Genomic DNA, 17501 nt, shown 5'->3' with positions numbered 1-17501 from the left:
GACTTTTTGGCCAAATCCGCATTGTCACGTATGCGCCGGTTTCCTGTCGCCAAATGATGCGCTATGCAGCGCAAGAGCCAGCAAGATACGCCAACGGCGGCAAGCCAGTGCGGAGGGGTTGATGAGCGATATCGAACGCGAAAGCATGGAATTCGACGTGGTCATCGTCGGTGCCGGACCGGCCGGCCTTGCCGCGGCCATCCGCCTCAAGCAGGTCAATCCCGAACTCTCGGTCGTCGTGCTGGAAAAGGGCGGCGAGGTCGGCGCCCATATCCTATCGGGTGCCGTCGTCGATCCGATCGGCATCGACCGGCTGTTGCCCGGCTGGCGCGAGGAGGATGGTCATCCCTTCAAGACGCCGGTCACGGCGGACCATTTCCTGGTGCTCGGCCCCGCCGGCTCGTTCCGCCTGCCCAACATCCTCATGCCGCCGCTGATGAACAATCACGGCAACTATATCGTCTCGCTGGGGAACGTCTGCCGTTGGCTGGCCGGCAAGGCCGAAGCGCTTGGCGTCGAGATCTATCCAGGCTTTGCCGCGACCGGCCTGCTCTACAATGAAGAAGGTGCCGTCACCGGCGTCGTTACCGGAGACATGGGCGTCGAGAAGGACGGCACGCACGGTCCGGGCTTCGCGCCGGGCATGGCGCTGATGGGCAAGTATGTGCTGATCGGCGAGGGCGCGCGCGGTTCGCTCGCCAAGCAGTTGATCGCCAGATACAAACTCTCCGATGGCCGCGAGCCGGGCAAATACGGCATCGGCCTCAAGGAACTCTGGCAGGTCAAGCCGGAGAACCATCGGCCCGGTCTGGTGCAGCATTCCTTCGGCTGGCCGCTCGACATGAAGACCGGCGGCGGTTCGTTCCTCTATCATCTGGAGGACAACCAGGTGGCTGTCGGCTTCGTCCTCCACCTCAACTACAAGAACCCTTATCTGTCGCCCTTCGAGGAATTCCAGCGCTTCAAGACCCATCCGGCGATCGCAGGCACATTCGAGGGCGCCAAGCGCCTGGGCTACGGTGCGCGCGCCATAACGGAAGGTGGTTGGCAGTCGGTGCCGAAATTGTCGTTCCCGGGCGGCGCGCTGATCGGATGCGCGGCGGGCTTCGTCAATGTGCCGCGCATCAAGGGTTCGCACAATGCCGTGCTGTCCGGCATGCTGGCGGCCGATCATGTCGCCGAGGCGATCGGCGCCGGCCGTGCCAATGACGAGCTTTCCGCCTACGAAGAAGCCTGGCGCGCGACCGACATCGGCAAGGACCTGAAGAAGGTGCGCAACGTCAAGCCGCTATGGTCGCGCTTCGGCACTGTCATAGGCGTCAGCCTCGGCGGCCTCGATATGTGGCTGAACACGCTGTTCGGCGTCTCGCCCTTCGGCACGCTGAAGCATGGCAAGGCCGATTATGCCACGCTCGAGCCTGCCGCCCAGCACAAGAAGATCGCTTATCCGAAGCCGGATGGCGTGCTCACCTTCGACCGTCTCTCCTCGGTGTTCCTGTCCAATACCAATCACGAGGAAAACGAACCGGTGCACCTCATCGTCGGCGATATGGCGCTGCAGCAACGGTCCGAGCACGATGTCTTTGCCGGACCTTCCACGCGCTATTGTCCGGCGGGCGTCTATGAGTGGGTGGACAAGGATGGCAACGCCGCCGCCGATCCGCAAGCCAAGGACGTGCGCTTCGTCATCAATGCGCAGAACTGCGTCCACTGCAAGACCTGCGACATCAAGGACCCGAACCAGAACATCAACTGGGTGCCGCCGCAGGGCGGTGAAGGACCGGTCTACCAGGGTATGTGAGCGGCGGCGGACCTCGTCTGTCGCCGCAGGGGCGGCCGTTTCAACCAAGCCCGTTGAAGCGCCGCTCGGAGTATGGTCTCATGGCTTCCGGAGAGGAGGCGGACATGCGCCCGAGGAATCTGACTATGATCGCCGCAGCCGGCATGCTGGTCTGCGCATCGGCTGCTTCGGCCGACACAAAGCTCACCGTGCATATCCGCAGCTATGACGTTGCCGGCAGGACCGGCGCCGCCCTTGTCGAGGCGATGGACCGATTGGGGCCCAAGCACGGCTATATGGCGCGCGCCATCGCCGAAACCGGCTACACCACGCACTGGGATCTCGATGTCGCCCGTCAGGATGGGACCTGTCGCCTGCGCCAGGCCAACGGGACGCTCGACGTGACCTACACTTTCCCACGGCGGCTCTCGCCAACAGATCCAGGCCTGCGCAAGCGCTGGGACCGGTTCATGGCCGGCGTGCGCAAGCATGAGCATACGCACGGCCGCATTGCGGCGCGGATGATGCGGGCCACCGAAACCGCGCTTGTCGGGCTGAAGCGTCCCGACAACTGGTTCTGTGCGGGCACGCACGTCGAAGCGAGGCGGCGGATCAACGCCATCTATGCCGAATACGAAGCCAGGCAGAATGCGTTCGATGCGCGCGAGCATCGTGATGGCGGCCATGTCGAGCACCTGGTCGACGCGCTGACCAGACCTTGAAGGCGGCGTTGGCGTCTAGAGCAAAGTGCGTGGCGGTTTTCCCGGGCAAAGCGCGCAGCGCTTTCCCTTGGGAAGTGCGTCGAAATGTCGAAATAAAGAGTTAGAGCGGTTCGGTGATTCTAACAGACACTGAACCGCGCTTGCCCATTCGCGATGGTGCCCCGTCTTGGGACGGCGAAGCATCAGCCGCGCGGCTTACCTTGGAGATCGTGTGCCGCGAGCGCGCTCTCGTGCTCGTCATGCGGTTGCTTGTCGCCCGTGCGGACGGAGAACTCGACCAGCACCGGCAGATGGTCGGAGCCGGTATCCTCCAGCCGCGTCGAAGACAGGATGGTCAGCCCGCCCTTGCTGAACACCTGGTCGATCGGCAGGCCTGCATAGCGGCGCAGGAAATCGGGCAGTGTCCGGTGAATCCAGGTCGGGCCGGCTGAAGGCATGAGTGTCAGCCCGCCGAGAGCCGCGACCCGCCGCACCGCGGCACTCCAAGGCACGGCGTTGCAATCCCCGGCCAGGATCGCTGTCTCGCCGAGCGCGGCCAGTGGCTGCGCCAGTTCGCCGATCTGCCAGTATTGCTCCTTCGGCCAGGGCCAGGTCAAATGGATCGCGGCGACATCGACATCGCTCCCGCCAAAGTCGATGGTGGCGGTCGCCATCGCGCCGCGCGGCTCGCAACGCGGCGCGGTGTCGGCGACAAACGGCCGGCGCGACAGCAGCGCCACGCCGAACATGCGGTTCGGGTAAGGGCAGAGGATCCGGTAGGGATAGGCGCTGGCGATGTAGCCAAGCTCGGTCGTCCACATCGCCGACACCTCGTCGAGCGTGATCACGTCCGGATTGGTGCGGCCGATCAGTGAGAGCACTTTCTTCGGCGTTGGATTGTTGAAGCGAAGGTTCATCTGCAGCAGGCTGTAGACGATCTGGTCGGCGGGCTTGGCAACCGCCGGCTGCGGCCACAGCCTTGGCAATGCGCTTGCTGTCGTGACCAGGCAGGCGACCGCGAAGAGCAGTGCCGCGGCCGCCTGCAGCCGGTAGGAACTTGCAAGCAGCGGCAGCGCCAAAAGCGCCATCAGCACGCTGAGGTGAATGCGAAAATGCGAGAAGGAATCGAAAGCGGGGTGCAACGCGCCGAAAAACCCGGCCAACAAAGCGGCCGACAATGCCGTCATCGCCAGGAATGCCAGCCCAGCCATCATGTTCAAGCGCGCGCCTGTTGTCATTGAGGTCTTGTCTGCGAGGTCGTGTCCGCTGAATGCCGCCTGTCGATCAGTTCGATTTGCTTATCGGCCAAATTGCGGCCGAGCAAGACGACGAATTGCCTCGCCGAGCCTTCAAGCGACCGCCTACTGGAATGCTGTCTCTGAAAAGCTCCGGAGCTTGCGCGAATGCAGCCGCTCCATCGGCATCTCGGCCAGCTTTTCCATCGCCCTGATGCCGATGGTCAGGTGTTGCGCCACCTGGCGTTTGTAGAACTCTGTCGCCATGCCAGGCAATTTCAACTCGCCATGCAGCGGCTTGTCGGAAACGCACAGCAGCGTGCCGTAGGGGACGCGGAAGCGGAAGCCATTGGCGGCGATCGTCGCCGATTCCATATCGAGGGCGATAGCGCGCGACTGCGACAGGCGCTGCACCGGTCCGCGCTGGTCGCGCAGTTCCCAGTTTCGGTTGTCGATGGTGGCGACGGTGCCCGTGCGCATGATGCGCTTCAGATCATAGCCCGACAGGCCGGTGACCTCGGCTACTGCTTCCTGTAGCGCAACCTGGATCTCGGCCAACGGCGGGATCGGCACCCACACCGGCAGATCGTCGTCCAGCACGTGGTCTTCGCGCACATAGGCATGCGCGAGCACATAATCGCCCAGCGCCTGGGTGTTGCGCAGCCCGGCGCAGTGACCAAGCATCACCCAGGCATGTGGCCGAAGCACGGCGATATGGTCGGTAATGGTCTTGGCGTTGGAAGGACCCACGCCGATATTGACCATGGTGATGCCACCATGGTTCGGCTTCTTCAGATGGTAGGCCGGCATCTGCGGCAGGCGCTGTGGCGCTACGCCTTCACTGGGAGCGCTCTGCCCGGACCGGGTGATAACGTTGCCAGGTTCGACAAATTCCGTGTAGCCTTCACCACCGTTTTCCATCAGGTCGCGGGCGCGGGCGACGAACTCGTCGATATAGAACTGATAGTTGGTGAACAGCACGAAATTCTGGAAATGCTGCGGGCTGGTTGCAGTGTAGTGCGTCATGCGGTGCAGTGAATAGTCGATGCGCTGCGCCGTGAACGGCGCCAGTGGCCGGGGCTCGCCGAAGGCGACCTCGAACGTACCGTTGGCGATCTGATCGTCGGTGCCGTCGAGATCCGGCACGTCGAACAGGTCGCGGATCGGCCGCTTGATACGTTCGGCATCAGCGCCGTCGACATAGGTGCCTTCCAGGAAAGCGAAATGCAGCGGGATCGGCGTGGTCGATTCCGAGACGGTCACCGACACGCCGTGATTGCGCATGATCAGCCGAAGCTGCTCGATGAGGTAGGTCTCGAACAGGTCCGGCTGGGTAACCGTGGTGGCGAAATGACCGGGCGTCGGCATGTGGCCATAGGCCTGGCGAGAGTCGACCTGGGTGAACGAACTCGTGGTGACGCCAATCTCGGGGTAGAAGGCCCGGTAGCGCTTGCTGCTGTCGCCGCCGGCGGCAAGGGCCGCGAAGGAATCGCGCAGGAACTTGGTGTTGCGGTCGTAGAGCACCTGCAGCGCGGCAACGGCCTTTTCGGCGTTGTCGAAGCTCTGCCGGCCAAAAGGCTCGGGCATGACGACAGATTCGATGGCTTGGGGATAGATTCGCTTTTCCATGGCCCAATATAGAGACTTGGGCGGCCGGTTGGGAGGGGTGTCGCCGCCGAAGGCGCCCAAAGCGCCCCTTTTTTCTTCAACCCCGCTGCAGGCTGACCAGCAGAACGAACCCGACGCCAGACTTTCTGAGCGCCGGCGCCTCGATCGTCGAGCCGGCATCGGCGCGCATCATCGGTACCGCCAGGACCGGGGCGGCCAGAACCATCAGGATAAGCGCCGCCCGCGGCAGGAGCCGGAGTGTCTTGAGAGTGTTGGCGGCGATGCGGTTCATGATGTCTGCGCTTTTCTTTTCGAGGTCCGGGCTATTTGGTTTCAGTGGCGAAGGTTGGTCGGGCAGGCGAGATGGCAGAGCCTGGAGGCTTCGTCCCAGGAGCGGGGGGAACGGCCCGCTTCGGCGACGAGAATGGCGAAGAACATTCCAAACAGGCTCATCAGCAGGCAGACGATGGTGAAGCGGCGAGCAAGCATTGGGTCTGTGTCTCCTTCAACACGCATGAGAATGCCCTGACGCCGCTGAACCGGCTCTGATGCCGGCGTTCATCTGCGGTTCAAATTGATTGACGCGACGTTGGCTGGGTCGCCGCCGGCCCCGGACGGCGATCGGGTGCGACAGTCAGCGCATCAGTAAAACGAAAACGGGGCCCGCCGGGCCCCGTTTTGAGATCACTGGGAAATGGTCGATCAGAGCTTGTGCCAAGTCTGGCTCTTGCAGATCAGTCCGCCGAGCACGCAGCCGCTCATCTTGAGCGAGGCGCCCGATAATGTCGCCTTGCCCGAATAGGTCTTGTCGTTTGCCGGGTCGGTGATGTTGCCGGTATATTTGTTGTCGCCGGCCGCCTTGAGCGAGCCGATGGTCTTGCCGGCATATTTGCCGGACTTGAGCGTGATGGAAAATGAACCGCCGCCTGAAATGGCCGCCGTGTCGCCTGCCTGCGTTTTCCAGTTGCCCTCTATCGGATCGGCCCACGCCGCGCCGCTCAGGATTAAAGTGGCCGCCAGGGCCAGGCTCACTTTTCGAAACATGTCTTCCTCCCTCTGGATAGCCGGCCGGATGCTCCGCCTCGCCGGTCTGCCGCTTACGCAAACGTAAGCTAATCCAGCTTCCGTCAAAACAAAAGCGGTGCCGCTACGGAAGACTTTGGCATTTTGAAAGCGCCTAAATTCGCTCTGTCGGCGCGGAAATGAAAACGATCGGCTCGTCGCGTTTGTTTCCCGTGGTTAGCGGAGTGTTGATTGCGGCCGTGAAAATTTTCGTCAAATTTGGCGAAAACCAGCCGAATTGCTGGCCCCGTATCGTTAACGAATTTCTGTGTTTACCTCTTGTTTTAGCTTTGTTTTCCTCAAATTAAGCACGCCATTTAACGACGGATTCAAGCCTGCGCGGCATTCTCGAAAGCATCGAAAGAGCGGCCCGGACAAGACAAACGGAGGCAGCTCTCGGGAGCCAGACAGGGGACTAAAATGGCACGTTTTGAAATGCTTGAAGCAGGCTTCGGCGCCATGGGGGCAACTGCCCAGGCCGACATTCTTTTCGAACTGGGCATGATGTATGCGACCGGCCGCGATTGCGAGACCGACGTCGTTGCCGCCCACAAATGGTTCAACATCGCCGCCATCAAGGGTTCGGTCCGCGCCGCCGAGCTGCGCTCGGAACTCTCGGCGGCCATGTCGAAGGTCGAGATCGCCAAGGCGCTGCGCGAAGCCCGCGAATGGATGACCATGCACTGAGTTCCGCCAGACGGGAACGCTCCGGCCAAGACCGCTGAAAAGACGGTCGGGCCAACAGGGATAGGCTGCGCAGACAGCCAGGCCACAGGCCAACAACAAAAAGGATGCGGCAGGCCGACAGGTCCAAGCCGCCCGACGAACCATGATCCCGAAAGTGGAATCGGGGCCTCGGCAAGATCATGGCCAACAGGAAGACAGGGTAGGTGGGTTGGGTTCACAGCGCGGGGGCGCCGGGGAAACGGCCTGACAGGCAAAAAAGCCACGACCAGCCGGAACAAGGCTGGCGTGGCTTTTTTGCTTGAATGAGGCCTGGCAGGCCCAATCGAGTGGCGCCAATGCGCCTAGACAGGTCCGATGAAGGATGAAATTGTCCCGCCTCTCTGGAAGAAGCGCGGCCGGAGCGGCCGCGCGTGAGTGGAGGAGTTCTATTGTCATGAAAAAAATGAGTATTTTGAGCGCGGCCATTTTCGGCCTGATGATGAGTGCGCCGGTCGCATTCGCCGACGACATCACCGTCTCGGTGGTCGGCCCGATGACCGGACAACTCGCGACCATCGGCGATCAGTTCAAGCAGGGCGCACAGGCCGCCGCCGATGCCATCAACGCCGCGGGCGGCGTCAACGGCTCGATGATCAAGCTCGACATCGAGGACGACCAGTGCGATCCAAAGCAGGCCGTGTCGGTCGCCAACCGCATCGTTGCCAACGGCGTCAAGTTCATCGACGGTCATGCCTGCTCCGGTTCGAGCATCCCGGCCTCGGCGGTCTACGCAGAAGCCGGTGCGCTGATGATGAGCCCGGCGTCCTCGAACCCGGTGCTGACCGATGCTGCGGCAAAGGCCGGCTGGCCGACGATCATGCGTCTTTATACGCGTGACGACGCGCAGGGGGCCTTCATCGGCCCTTGGATCGCCAAGAAGTATGCCGGAAAGAAAGTCGTCATCCTGCACGACAAGAGCGCCTACGGTCAGGGCGTGGCTGACGCTGTCAGGGCAACCATGAATACTGGTGGCCTCAAGGAAGTCTACTATGACGCCATCAACCCCGGCGAGAAGGACTATTCGGCGCTTGTCACCAAGCTGAAGGATCTCAAGGCCGATGTCGTTTATTTCGGCGGCTACCATCCTGAGGCCGGGCTGATCCTGCGTCAGTCGGCGGAGCAAAACCTAAAGTTCCAGCTGATCATGCCGGATTCGATCGCCTCGCCGGAGTTCTGGCAGGTTGCCGGCCCGGCCGGCGAGGGCACCATGTTCGTGTTCCCGTCGGATCCGCAGGCAAAGCCGGAAGCCAAGGCGGCCGTCGAGAAGATCAAGGCGGGCGGCTTCGTGCCGGAAGGCTTCACGCTGTTCTCCTACGCCGTGGTCCAGGCTTTCGCCGAAGGCATCAAGCGTGCCGGCGGCGACGATCCGGCCAAGGTTGCCGAAGCGTTGAAGAACGGCACGCCGATCAGCACCGTTGTCGGCGACGTCACCTTCGACGAGAAGGGCGACCTCAAGAATGCCAGCTACGACATCAACCAGTGGCACGACGGCAAGTACGCGCCGATCGCGCAGTAACCGCTCTGATAGCCCAGGAAATGGCCGGGTTCGTCCCGGCCATTTCTGTTTGCGGCCCGCGATGCGCTCCTGCTATCAACTGGTGGCTGAGTTCGACGCGCTCTGTTCCTCGACGAACCGCACCAGCACCGTCCCGTCAGTGACCTGCGCCCCTTCCCCGGCGATCTCGGCGATCACGCCATCATGCGGGGCGGCGATGGTGTGCTCCATCTTCATCGCTTCGAGGATCAGCAGAATTTGCCCCTTGATCACAGCGTCGCCTTTCGCCACGCGCACAAGCTTGACGAGACCCGGCATCGGCGCGCGCAGGCTGCCGGAGGCGGCAGCTGCTTCATCGCTCCTGGCCAGGGGATCCGGCACGGTGAAAGCATATCCGGCAGCGCCTTCGAACACCGTGATGTGGGCGGGCCAGCGGGCGAGGCGGGGAACGGCGCGAAGATCATGCGAATTGGTGCTATCGTAAGGCGCATCGAGCGCCACCCGAAAGCGTCCGTCCGGCCGCATTGAAACCTTTGCCTGAATTTGCTCGTCGCCGAACTTCAGCCGCATGCGCCGCACCACGCCGTGGAAATGCGCATAGCCGGCAAGCGACGACCACGGGTCGTCCGACGACGGCAATGCTCCGGCACCCGAGGCCGCCAGGACGGCAGCCGAGATGATTTCGCCGGTCGGCGGCGCGACCGCCGTCAGCGCTTCCTGGTGTCGGCCGATCAGGCCGGTATCGACGTCGCCTGCTGCAAAATCCGGATCGGCCGCAAGAGCGGCAAGAAAAGCGGTGTTGACGGTGGAGCCGGCAATCTCGGTTTGCGCGAGCGCTGTGCGGAGCGCTTCCAGCGCCGCCTGTCTGTCCCCGGCATGGACGACCAGCTTCGCGATCATGGGGTCGTAATAGGGCGAAATCGCATCGCCAGCCCGCACGCCAGTCTCAATGCGCATCGCGGCTCCTTCTGGGGCAACGCCCGGGAATTTCAGGTGGTGCAGCGTGCCCGTCGCCGGCAGAAAGCCCTTGGCCGCGTCCTCGGCATAGATGCGCGCCTCGAAAGCATGGCCAGAAAGCGCGATCTCGCTTTGTGTCTTCGGCAGTTTTTCGCCGCTGGCGACCCGCAACTGCCACTCGACCAGATCGGTGCCGGTGACCATCTCGGTGACTGGATGCTCGACCTGCAGGCGGGTGTTCATTTCCATGAACCAGAAGCGGTCGGCCTTGAGGCCTTGCGAGGCGTCGACGATGAATTCGATGGTGCCGGCGCCGGAATAGTTGATTGCCTTGGCGGCCTTCACCGCCGCTTCCGTCATCGCCTTGCGCAAAGCCGGTGTCATGCCGGGGGCGGGGGCCTCCTCGATCACCTTCTGGTGGCGGCGTTGCGCCGAGCAGTCGCGTTCGTAGAAATGCACCGCGTCGCCGAAATTGTCGCCGAACACCTGCACTTCGATATGCCGTGGCTTGTCGACATATTTTTCGACCAGCACACGGTCGTCGCCGAAGGCGGCCTTGGCCTCGCGCCGGGCGCTGGACAGCGCCTCGGAAAAGTCATCGGGATGCTCGACGCGCCGCATGCCCTTGCCGCCGCCGCCGGCACGCGCCTTGATCAGCACGGGATAGCCGATCTCGCGGGCCTTTGAGGCCAGCAGCACGATTTCCTGCGCCTCGCCATGATAACCCGGAACGACCGGAACGCCGGCCTTCTCCATCAGCCGCTTGGCGGCGTCCTTCAGCCCCATGGCGCGGATCGAGGTCGCCGACGGGCCGATGAAAATGAGACCGGCAGTCACCACCTGGTCGACGAAATCGGGGTTTTCCGACAGGAATCCGTAACCGGGATGGATGGCCTGCGCGCCCGTTGCAAGAGCCGCCGCAACGATCCTGTCACCGCGCAGATAACTCTCGCCGACGGGCGAGGGGCCGATATGGACCGCCTCGTCGGCCATCTCGACATGCAGGGATCTCGCATCGGCATCCGAATAGACTGCGACGGTGTGCACGCCGAGCTTGCGCGCTGTGCGGATGACACGGCAAGCGATCTCGCCCCGATTGGCGATCAGGATTTTCGTGAACATGGAGCCTCCCGGATTAGGGTCGGGCGGCGCCATTCCGGCAGGCGCCTGCTTATTTGGACGCGGCGATCTCGCAGGCGCCGCCGTTTGTCACCTTGTAGTGGTTGCGCGTGGCCAGGCAGGATTTCATGGCCAGTTCCTCTGCCATCTCTTGCGACGGCGCGTTCAGTCGCGCGCCGCAGAGAATGTGGAGAGAAACCACCCTGGAGTACGGCGTGGTGGCATAGGCGGAATGGCCGGTGGCCGCGACATAGGCCTGGTAGGCCCTGGTGCATGGTGACTTCGGATCGCCATTCAAAGTCGGCGGGAAACGCTTGTCCCCCCCGCTTCCCGCCAGCGAGCCGGCCACGCTCGCGCCATGTGCGGCGGTTGGCAGTAATACTGAAAGTATTAGAGTAGAAACATTCCGTGAGTATTTCGGTTTCATTTGTACCCCATCCCTGTTTAAAAGTGCAGGATGAGGAATAACGAATATTATACAACGCCGCCAGATCTGCAGGGGAGGCTCTTGGTTTGGTGAGCGCATGAACGGCGTGGCTTATAAAGTTCATTCTTCACCCAATGTTGCAAGAATACGTCGGTATAATTCCGCCATGGCTTCGTCGAAGCAGCAGAAAATGACGGTTTCGGGAAGTGTGTTCTGCTTGATGAAGTCATTGACCTCAGTAGCGGCGACATTGGTCGCTTCATCTTTCGGATAGTGGTACACACCGGTCGAAATGGCCGGGAATGCCACCGAGCGGCAGTCATTGGCGACTGCTAGTTCAAGCGAACGCCGGTAACAGGAGGCCAGCAATTCGGCTTCGCCCTTGCCGCCGCCCTGCCAGACGGGCCCGACAGTATGGATGATGTGTCGAGCCGGCAGTTTATAACCCTTGGTGATCTTGGCATCGCCGGTCTTGCAGCCATTGAGCATGCGACATTCGAATTCGAGCTCCGGCCCAGCGGCGCGGTGAATGGCTCCATCGACCCCACCGCCACCGAGCAGCGAGGAGTTGGCAGCATTAACGATGGCATCGACCGCCAGCTTGGTGATGTCGCCGGTGTGAACGCTGATCCGGTCGCCCATAGCGCCCATCATCACATCCTGAACACGCCGAAGCGTGTCTCCTCGATCTCGGCGTTGAGCGCGGCCGACAGGCTGAGCGCCAGCACCTCGCGTGTCCTGGCCGGATCGATGATGCCGTCATCCCAGAGCCTTGCCGAGGAATAGAGCGGATGGCCTTCATGCTCGTATTTCATCAGGATCGGCTTCTTGAATTTCGCCTCCTCCTCGGCGCTCCATTCCCCGCCCTTGCGCTCGATGCCCTCGCGCTTGACCATGGCGAGTACGGCTGCCGCCTGCTCGCCGCCCATCACCGAGATGCGGGCGTTGGGCCACATCCACAAGAAGCGAGGTGAGTAGGCGCGGCCGCACATGCCGTAATTGCCGGCCCCGAACGAACCGCCGATAATGACAGTCACCTTGGGCACCCTGGCGGTCGCCACCGCCATCACCAGCTTGGCGCCGTCCTTGGCGATGCCGCCCGCCTCGTATTTCCTGCCGACCATGAAGCCGGTGATGTTCTGCAGGAAAACCAGCGGGATCTTGCGCTGGCAGCACAATTCGATGAAGTGCGCGCCCTTCAGCGCGCTCTCGGAAAACAGCACGCCATTGTTGGCGATGATGCCGACCGGCATGCCGTGGAGATGGGCAAAGCCGGTGATCAGCGTCGTGCCGTAGTTCTGCTTGAATTCATCGAATTCGGAGCCGTCGACAACGCGCGCGATCACTTCGCGCACGTCATAGGGCTGGCGCAGATCGGTCGGGACGATGCCGTAGAGTTCATCTGCCGGGTGAAGCGGCGGATGAGCTTTCTGTAAGCTCAGGCTTACAGCCTTGTTCCGATTCAGGTTCTTGATGATGCGCCGGCAGATGGCAAGCGCGTGTTCGTCGTCCAGCGCATAGTGATCGGCGACACCGGACAGCTTGGTGTGAACATCCGCGCCACCCAATTCTTCGGCGCTGACGTCCTCGCCGGTGGCCGCCTTTACCAGCGGCGGTCCGCCGAGGAAGATGGTCGCCTGGTTGCGCACCATGATCGTCTCGTCCGACATCGCCGGCACATAGGCGCCGCCAGCCGTGCAGGAACCCATGACGCAGGCGATCTGCGGGATGCCGGCAGCCGACATGTTGGCCTGGTTGTAGAAGATGCGGCCGAAATGCTCGCGGTCGGGAAAGACCTCGTCCTGGTTTGGCAGATTGGCGCCGCCGCTGTCGACCAGATAGACGCAAGGCAGATTGTTCTGAAGCGCGATCTCCTGCGCGCGCAGATGCTTTTTCACCGTCAGCGGATAATAGGTGCCTCCCTTCACTGTGGCGTCGTTGACGACGACCATCACCTCGGTACCCTCGACGCGGCCGATGCCGGCGATCAGGCCGGCCGACGAGATCTCCTCGCCATACATGGACCACGCCGCGAACTGGCCGATCTCGAGGAAGGGCGAGCCGGTGTCCAGCAATTGCGCCAGGCGTTCGCGCGGCAGCAGCTTGCCACGGCCGACGTGGCGTTCGCGCGCCTCGTCCGAGCCGCCGCGCTCGACGGCCGCGGCCTTTTCAGCGATGTCGGCAACCAGCGCCCGCATGCGCTCGGCATTGGCGCGGAAGGTTTCGGAGGAGGGCGAAATCTGGGTCTGGAGGACAGCCACGCTACACCCCCTCCGCCATGATCTCGCGGCCGATCAGCCAGCGGCGGATTTCGCTGGTGCCGGCGCCGATCTCGTACAGCTTGGCGTCGCGCAAAAGCCGGCCGGTCGGATAGTCGTTGATATAGCCGTTTCCACCAAGCAGTTGAATGGCGTCGAGCGCCATCTGCGTCGCTCTCTCGGCGGCAAACAGCACGCAGCCGGCGGCATCCTTGCGGGTGGTCTGGCCGCGGTCGCAAGCGGCTGCGACGGCGTAGACGTAAGCGCGCGCGGCATTCAGCGCCGTATACATATCGGCAAGCTTGCCTTGTACCAGTTGGAATTCCCCAATCGGCTGGCCGAACTGCTTGCGCTCGTGAACATAGGGGATCGCCACGTCGAGGCACGCCGCCATCAAGCCGATCGGGCCGCCGGCAAGCACGGTGCGTTCATAGTCGAGGCCAGACATCAGCACCTCGACGCCGCGTCCTTCCTCGTGCAGCACATTGTCGAACGGCACCTCGACATCCGAGAAAACCAGTTCGCCGGTGTTGGATCCCCGCATGCCGAGCTTGTCGAGTTTCTGCGCCACCGAAAATCCCGGCATCGCCTTTTCGACGATGAAGGCGGTGATGCCACGCGATTCCCTTTCCGGGTCGGTCTTGGCGTAGACAACCAGCGTTTCGGCGTCCGGGCCGTTGGTGATCCACATCTTGGTGCCGTTGAGCACATAGCCGTCATTGCGCTTTTCGGCGCGCAATTTGAGCGACACCACGTCGGAGCCGGCGCCGGGCTCCGACATGGCGAGCGCGCCGACGTGCTCGCCCGAACATAGCGGCGGCAGGTATTTTTCCTTCTGTGCCGGCGTTGCCCAGCGGTTGATCTGGTTGACGCAGAGATTGGAGTGGGCGCCATAGGAGAGGCCGACCGATGCCGAGGCCCGCGAGATTTCCTCGACCGCGATCACATGGGCTAGATAGCCCATGCCGCTGCCGCCGAAATCGGGATCGGCGGTTATGCCGAGCAGGCCGAGCGTACCGAGTTCTCGCCACAGATGCGCCGGGAATTCGTTCTCCCGGTCGATGTCGGCGGCGATCGGCGCGATCCTGTCCTGCGCGAAACGCCGGACCAGGTCGCGCAGGGCCTCGACGTCCTCGTCGTGCCCGAAGCTGAGCGTGTTCGTGTACATGCCGTTCCTCCTGCAGCATGACCCCCCGAAAATCGACTTCGTCTTTCGGCAAGCATCATGCGCGAAATTAAAGTGCTACAGCATACTTTGCGCATCCGAAGGGACGCGCGGCGCTGTAGTATCGGTAGCCATCCTCGCGCCGACTAGGCGCATTGTCATCGAAAGGTATGTCTCCGTGACCTCGGCGATGGACAATCGCTCGCCCGGCCGGAACCAAACGATGACGCCGGTCATCATCTGGATCAGCGCCATGGCCGTCAGGCCGGTGTCCTCGATGCTGAAAATACCAGCCTCGGCGCCATCGCGCAGGATCGAACGCAGTTCCTTTTCGTAGGCCGTGCGCATGCGCAGGATCTGTGTCAGCCTGTCGGGCGACAGGCTGCGCAATTCCATGTTCGATACATGCGTGGCGTGGCGGCGCCCGATATGAAAGGCGATGTGGTTGCGCACATAGGCGGCAAGCTGCCGAGCCGGATCCGCGCCGGCCGGCCTGGAGTGCTCCCACGCTTCGCGAAGCCCTTGCATATGGTCGCGCATCAGCGTGAACAGCAGGTCTTCCTTGGTCGGGAAATAGCGGTAGAGCGCGGCTGCCTGCACGCCGACCTCGGCGGCCAATTGGCGCATCGACATCGCTTCATAGCCATAGCGCGCAATCAGGTTGACCGCCGCCTCGCGGACTGCCGCTTCGGTTCGCTCGCCGTCTGATCCTGTGGTGCGTGCCATCATCGCCTCGTTGGCGGCAGATAATAAAACGAACGTTCAATTAATTCAAGGGAGGAGAAATCCGTCTACGTCATGATCCTGAAATCTCCAGGCGTGGTCCAGGTCTCCAGCTCGTCCAGCTCGATCCGCGAGACAGCAGCGCCGGGCGGGCCTTGCCGAAGCCGTTCGATCATAGCCGCGACAGCCGCGTCGGCGCCGGTAAGCCGTGCCGTAACCGAGCCGTCTCTTTCGTTGCGCACCCAGCCCAGCAGCTCGAGCCTTGTCGCTTCGCCTCGCGCCCAGATCCTGTAGCCGACGCCTTGGACCTTGCCATATATGCGCGCCTGCACTGCCCTTTTCCGGTCTTTCATGGCTCGCTCCCTTGCATAGAGTGTGGCGCAGCGCCGAACGAAGGCAACTGGCTTGAGGTCTATCCAATCGAGAACCTGGATTCTTTGCAGAAAATGGATGACTCGATCTAGTAAATGAGTGACTAGGTCAATTTGATAGCGACCATCTCTATGGCCTGGTAATTTCACGGGAGGCACCTGGCATGCGCGATCGGAATGGCTTTGGTCCGCGATATCCGCCACTTCAACCGGTTCTACACCGGCCTGATCGGGTTGCTCGACGAGACGTTGATGCACAGCGCCTATACCCTGACCGAGGCGCGGGTGCTGTTCGAGATCGGCCACCGCCCTCGCCATAGCGCCACCAATCCCGGCGGCAAGACAGGTTTTCTGGCGCGAGCGTTTCGGCTCGATGTCGAACCGGTGGCCTCCGCGGTCGCCCGGGACCTCCAGGTGAATCCTGCCTATGTCGCGAGAATTCTTCGCAAATTCTCTGCCGCCGGCCTGACTGAAATGTGCACCGGTCCCGCACCTTTGCGGCCGCGCGTCCTATCGCTCACTGCGCGCGGCCAGGCCGCGCTTGCCGCACTTCATGCGGCCACGGATTGTGATCTTGCCCGCCTGACCGCGGGGCTGAATGACAGGGAAGCCGCGGAGTTGTCTGATGTGCTGACGCGTGTCAGGCATCTGCTCGGCGCAGCGATGCCTCCCGAGCACCGCGAAGCGCCCTAGTTTCCGCGCGCCGCTGCCAATGCGCCGGGCAATTCCTCGGCGAAGATATCCAGTTCGTGGTCGAGACCGACACTGACGCGGATGCAGCGGTCGAGCCCTGGCGCCATCGGCTTGCGGATGAAGACGTCGCGCGACAACAATCCCTGCAACACTTTCAGAGCGAAAGCACCGTCATGGCCGCAGTCGATGGTGACGAAATTGGTCGCCGAGGCGAGCGGCTTCAACCCATTCTGTTCGGCAATATCAGCGATGCGCCGCCGTCCGGCGGCCACCCGGGCCACCACCGTCTCGAGATAGACCTGATCGGCGAGCGCCTCGACGCCGGCGATCTGCGCCATGCGGCTGACGCCGTAGTGGTTGCGGATCTTCTCGAAGTCGCTGATCACTTGCGTCTCGGCCAACGCATAGCCGCATCGTATGCCGGCAAGTCCGTAGGCCTTCGAAAAGGTTCGCATGCGGATGACGTTTGGCCGCGAGATGTTGATCGGCGGCAGGGCCGAGGCCGGCCCCAGTTCGCCATAGGCCTCGTCGAGCACCAGCATGGTGCTTTCCGGCAAGGCTTGTATGAAGCCGATGACCTCGTCGGCTTCCCACCAGCTGCCCATCGGATTGTCCGGGTTGGACAGATAGACCAGTGGCGCCTTCTCCCTGACGACCGCCGCGAGCAGACCGTCCAGGTTTTCGCGATCGTTCTCGTAACGGACGGTCACCAGCCGGCCGCCGACACCGGCAATGTGGAAGTTGAAGGTCGGATAGGCGCCGAGCGAGGTGACCACCGCATCGCCAGGCGCCACATACATGCGCGCCACCAGGCTGAGCAGGCCGTCGATGCCTTCGCCGACAACGACGTTCTCGACCGCCACATTGTGATGAGCGGCCGCCGCGACTTTCAGGTCGTAATTGTCCGGGTCACAATACATCCACTGGTCGCGCGCGACACTCTCCATGCGGGCGATGACGCGCGGCGAGGGGCCAAAGCTGCTTTCATTGGCACCGATGCGGGCACGGAAAGCGCGCCCGCGCTCTCGTTCCTGCGCTTCGGGGCCGACAAACGGCACCGTCGACGGGAGTGCGGCGATGAGCGGCGAGAGGGCAGGGCGCGTTGGCATGTCGAAAGCTCGCTTGGAAGGAGCCTTCTTGCTAGCGTGACCGGATGGTTGGCGCAAGGTCGCCACGTCCGC

General features: G+C 62.6%; 18 protein-coding genes. 5 read left to right on the top strand and 13 right to left on the bottom strand.

Translation table 11 applies throughout. The features are described 5' to 3' along the window. Nucleotides 1-121 precede the first annotated feature (121 nt). Together FJ434_RS10640 and FJ434_RS10635 are read left to right on the top strand one after the other, a co-directional pair. The gene (locus tag FJ434_RS10640) at nt 122-1801 is read left to right on the top strand and encodes an electron transfer flavoprotein-ubiquinone oxidoreductase (protein ID WP_140506041.1); all 1680 of its coding nucleotides are present in this window, start codon (nt 122-124) and stop codon (nt 1799-1801) included. 104 nt (nt 1802-1905) lie between these two features. Next, nucleotides 1906-2502: a DUF922 domain-containing protein gene (locus FJ434_RS10635; RefSeq protein WP_140717098.1), complete on the top strand. Its 597-nt coding sequence runs from the start codon at nt 1906-1908 to the stop codon at nt 2500-2502. Between the two features lie 182 nt (nt 2503-2684). Here FJ434_RS10635 and FJ434_RS10630 read toward each other — a convergent pair whose 3' ends face one another. The 5 genes from FJ434_RS10630 to FJ434_RS10615 all read right to left on the bottom strand — a co-directional run bounded on the left by FJ434_RS10630 (nt 2685) and on the right by FJ434_RS10615 (nt 6368). Beyond that, entirely contained in the window at nt 2685-3695 is a 1011-nt protein-coding gene (locus FJ434_RS10630; RefSeq protein ID WP_181165904.1) for an endonuclease/exonuclease/phosphatase family protein, read from the bottom strand. Nucleotides 3696-3842: 147 nt separating this feature from the next. Next, nucleotides 3843-5303 (bottom strand): AMP nucleosidase, encoded by a 1461-nt coding sequence (locus tag FJ434_RS10625; protein ID WP_246672913.1) that lies wholly within the window; start codon nt 5301-5303, stop codon nt 3843-3845. Between the two features lie 118 nt (nt 5304-5421). Continuing rightward, nucleotides 5422-5616, bottom strand: coding sequence for a hypothetical protein (locus FJ434_RS10620; RefSeq protein WP_140717102.1), 195 nt, complete (start codon nt 5614-5616; stop codon nt 5422-5424). 41 nt (nt 5617-5657) lie between these two features. After that, entirely contained in the window at nt 5658-5813 is a 156-nt protein-coding gene (locus FJ434_RS29720; RefSeq protein WP_181165876.1) for a hypothetical protein, read from the bottom strand. 213 nt (nt 5814-6026) lie between these two features. Then, entirely contained in the window at nt 6027-6368 is a 342-nt protein-coding gene (locus tag FJ434_RS10615) for a DUF2147 domain-containing protein (protein WP_027143911.1), read from the bottom strand. A gap of 438 nt (nt 6369-6806) precedes the next feature. Here FJ434_RS10615 and FJ434_RS10610 point away from each other — a divergent pair, with 438 nt between their 5' ends. Together FJ434_RS10610 and FJ434_RS10605 are read left to right on the top strand one after the other, a co-directional pair. Beyond that, nucleotides 6807-7073: a sel1 repeat family protein gene (locus FJ434_RS10610; RefSeq protein ID WP_006199745.1), complete on the top strand. Its 267-nt coding sequence runs from the start codon at nt 6807-6809 to the stop codon at nt 7071-7073. A gap of 433 nt (nt 7074-7506) precedes the next feature. Then, complete coding sequence (locus FJ434_RS10605; RefSeq protein ID WP_027143910.1) at nt 7507-8628, top strand: branched-chain amino acid ABC transporter substrate-binding protein; 1122 nt, start codon at nt 7507-7509, stop codon at nt 8626-8628. 75 nt (nt 8629-8703) lie between these two features. On the opposite strand, the gene FJ434_RS10600 is transcribed toward FJ434_RS10605, so the two are convergent. From FJ434_RS10600 to FJ434_RS10570, 7 genes are all read right to left on the bottom strand, one after another. Then, nucleotides 8704-10686, bottom strand: coding sequence for an acetyl/propionyl/methylcrotonyl-CoA carboxylase subunit alpha (locus FJ434_RS10600; protein WP_140746735.1), 1983 nt, complete (start codon nt 10684-10686; stop codon nt 8704-8706). Nucleotides 10687-10735: 49 nt separating this feature from the next. Continuing rightward, complete coding sequence (locus FJ434_RS10595) at nt 10736-11110, bottom strand: hypothetical protein (protein ID WP_181165875.1); 375 nt, start codon at nt 11108-11110, stop codon at nt 10736-10738. Nucleotides 11111-11230: 120 nt separating this feature from the next. Further along, the gene (locus FJ434_RS10590) at nt 11231-11761 is read right to left on the bottom strand and encodes an O-acetyl-ADP-ribose deacetylase (RefSeq protein ID WP_140506029.1); all 531 of its coding nucleotides are present in this window, start codon (nt 11759-11761) and stop codon (nt 11231-11233) included. 2 nt (nt 11762-11763) lie between these two features. Then, on the bottom strand, nt 11764-13371 hold the full coding sequence (locus FJ434_RS10585) for a carboxyl transferase domain-containing protein (protein WP_140717112.1): 1608 nt from the start codon (nt 13369-13371) through the stop codon (nt 11764-11766). Nucleotide 13372: 1 nt separating this feature from the next. After that, nucleotides 13373-14536: an isovaleryl-CoA dehydrogenase gene (locus FJ434_RS10580; RefSeq protein ID WP_140746732.1), complete on the bottom strand. Its 1164-nt coding sequence runs from the start codon at nt 14534-14536 to the stop codon at nt 13373-13375. 75 nt (nt 14537-14611) lie between these two features. Next, a complete protein-coding gene (locus tag FJ434_RS10575; protein ID WP_140746729.1) occupies nt 14612-15259 on the bottom strand; it encodes a TetR/AcrR family transcriptional regulator in 648 nt (215 codons plus the stop codon). Nucleotides 15260-15324: 65 nt separating this feature from the next. Continuing rightward, nucleotides 15325-15609, bottom strand: a complete 285-nt coding sequence (locus FJ434_RS10570) for an acylphosphatase (RefSeq protein ID WP_140746726.1) — start codon at nt 15607-15609, stop codon at nt 15325-15327. 195 nt (nt 15610-15804) lie between these two features. Between FJ434_RS10570 and FJ434_RS10565 the strand changes: the two genes are divergently transcribed. Next, on the top strand, nt 15805-16320 hold the full coding sequence (locus FJ434_RS10565) for a MarR family winged helix-turn-helix transcriptional regulator (protein WP_140746723.1): 516 nt from the start codon (nt 15805-15807) through the stop codon (nt 16318-16320). Here the strand turns inward: FJ434_RS10565 and FJ434_RS10560 are convergent. Further along, nucleotides 16317-17429: a pyridoxal phosphate-dependent aminotransferase gene (locus FJ434_RS10560; protein ID WP_140746720.1), complete on the bottom strand. Its 1113-nt coding sequence runs from the start codon at nt 17427-17429 to the stop codon at nt 16317-16319. The two genes, FJ434_RS10565 and FJ434_RS10560, sit on opposite strands and share 4 nt — an antisense overlap. Between the last annotated feature and the right edge of the window lie 72 nt (nt 17430-17501).

It is taken from the genome of Mesorhizobium sp. B2-5-13 (genome assembly GCF_006440535.1).
GTDB lineage: Bacteria > Pseudomonadota > Alphaproteobacteria > Rhizobiales > Rhizobiaceae > Mesorhizobium > Mesorhizobium salmacidum.
Note: the sequence above shows the minus strand (reverse complement) of the source record. Positions and strands in the feature narration are given on the sequence as shown.

Coding starts and splice junctions, on each gene's coding strand:
- FJ434_RS10640 (WP_140506041.1), top strand. CDS start 122: ATGAGCGATATCGAACGCGAAAGCATGGAATTCGACGTGGTCATCGTC.
- FJ434_RS10635 (WP_140717098.1), top strand. CDS start 1,906: ATGCGCCCGAGGAATCTGACTATGATCGCCGCAGCCGGCATGCTGGTC.
- FJ434_RS10630 (WP_181165904.1), bottom strand. CDS start 3,695: ATGATGGCTGGGCTGGCATTCCTGGCGATGACGGCATTGTCGGCCGCT.
- FJ434_RS10625 (WP_246672913.1), bottom strand. CDS start 5,303: ATGCCCGAGCCTTTTGGCCGGCAGAGCTTCGACAACGCCGAAAAGGCC.
- FJ434_RS10620 (WP_140717102.1), bottom strand. CDS start 5,616: ATGAACCGCATCGCCGCCAACACTCTCAAGACACTCCGGCTCCTGCCG.
- FJ434_RS29720 (WP_181165876.1), bottom strand. CDS start 5,813: ATGCTTGCTCGCCGCTTCACCATCGTCTGCCTGCTGATGAGCCTGTTT.
- FJ434_RS10615 (WP_027143911.1), bottom strand. CDS start 6,368: ATGTTTCGAAAAGTGAGCCTGGCCCTGGCGGCCACTTTAATCCTGAGC.
- FJ434_RS10610 (WP_006199745.1), top strand. CDS start 6,807: ATGGCACGTTTTGAAATGCTTGAAGCAGGCTTCGGCGCCATGGGGGCA.
- FJ434_RS10605 (WP_027143910.1), top strand. CDS start 7,507: ATGAAAAAAATGAGTATTTTGAGCGCGGCCATTTTCGGCCTGATGATG.
- FJ434_RS10600 (WP_140746735.1), bottom strand. CDS start 10,686: ATGTTCACGAAAATCCTGATCGCCAATCGGGGCGAGATCGCTTGCCGT.
- FJ434_RS10595 (WP_181165875.1), bottom strand. CDS start 11,110: ATGAAACCGAAATACTCACGGAATGTTTCTACTCTAATACTTTCAGTA.
- FJ434_RS10590 (WP_140506029.1), bottom strand. CDS start 11,761: ATGGGCGCTATGGGCGACCGGATCAGCGTTCACACCGGCGACATCACC.
- FJ434_RS10580 (WP_140746732.1), bottom strand. CDS start 14,536: ATGTACACGAACACGCTCAGCTTCGGGCACGACGAGGACGTCGAGGCC.
- FJ434_RS10575 (WP_140746729.1), bottom strand. CDS start 15,259: ATGGCACGCACCACAGGATCAGACGGCGAGCGAACCGAAGCGGCAGTC.
- FJ434_RS10570 (WP_140746726.1), bottom strand. CDS start 15,609: ATGAAAGACCGGAAAAGGGCAGTGCAGGCGCGCATATATGGCAAGGTC.
- FJ434_RS10565 (WP_140746723.1), top strand. CDS start 15,805: ATGGCTTTGGTCCGCGATATCCGCCACTTCAACCGGTTCTACACCGGC.
- FJ434_RS10560 (WP_140746720.1), bottom strand. CDS start 17,429: ATGCCAACGCGCCCTGCCCTCTCGCCGCTCATCGCCGCACTCCCGTCG.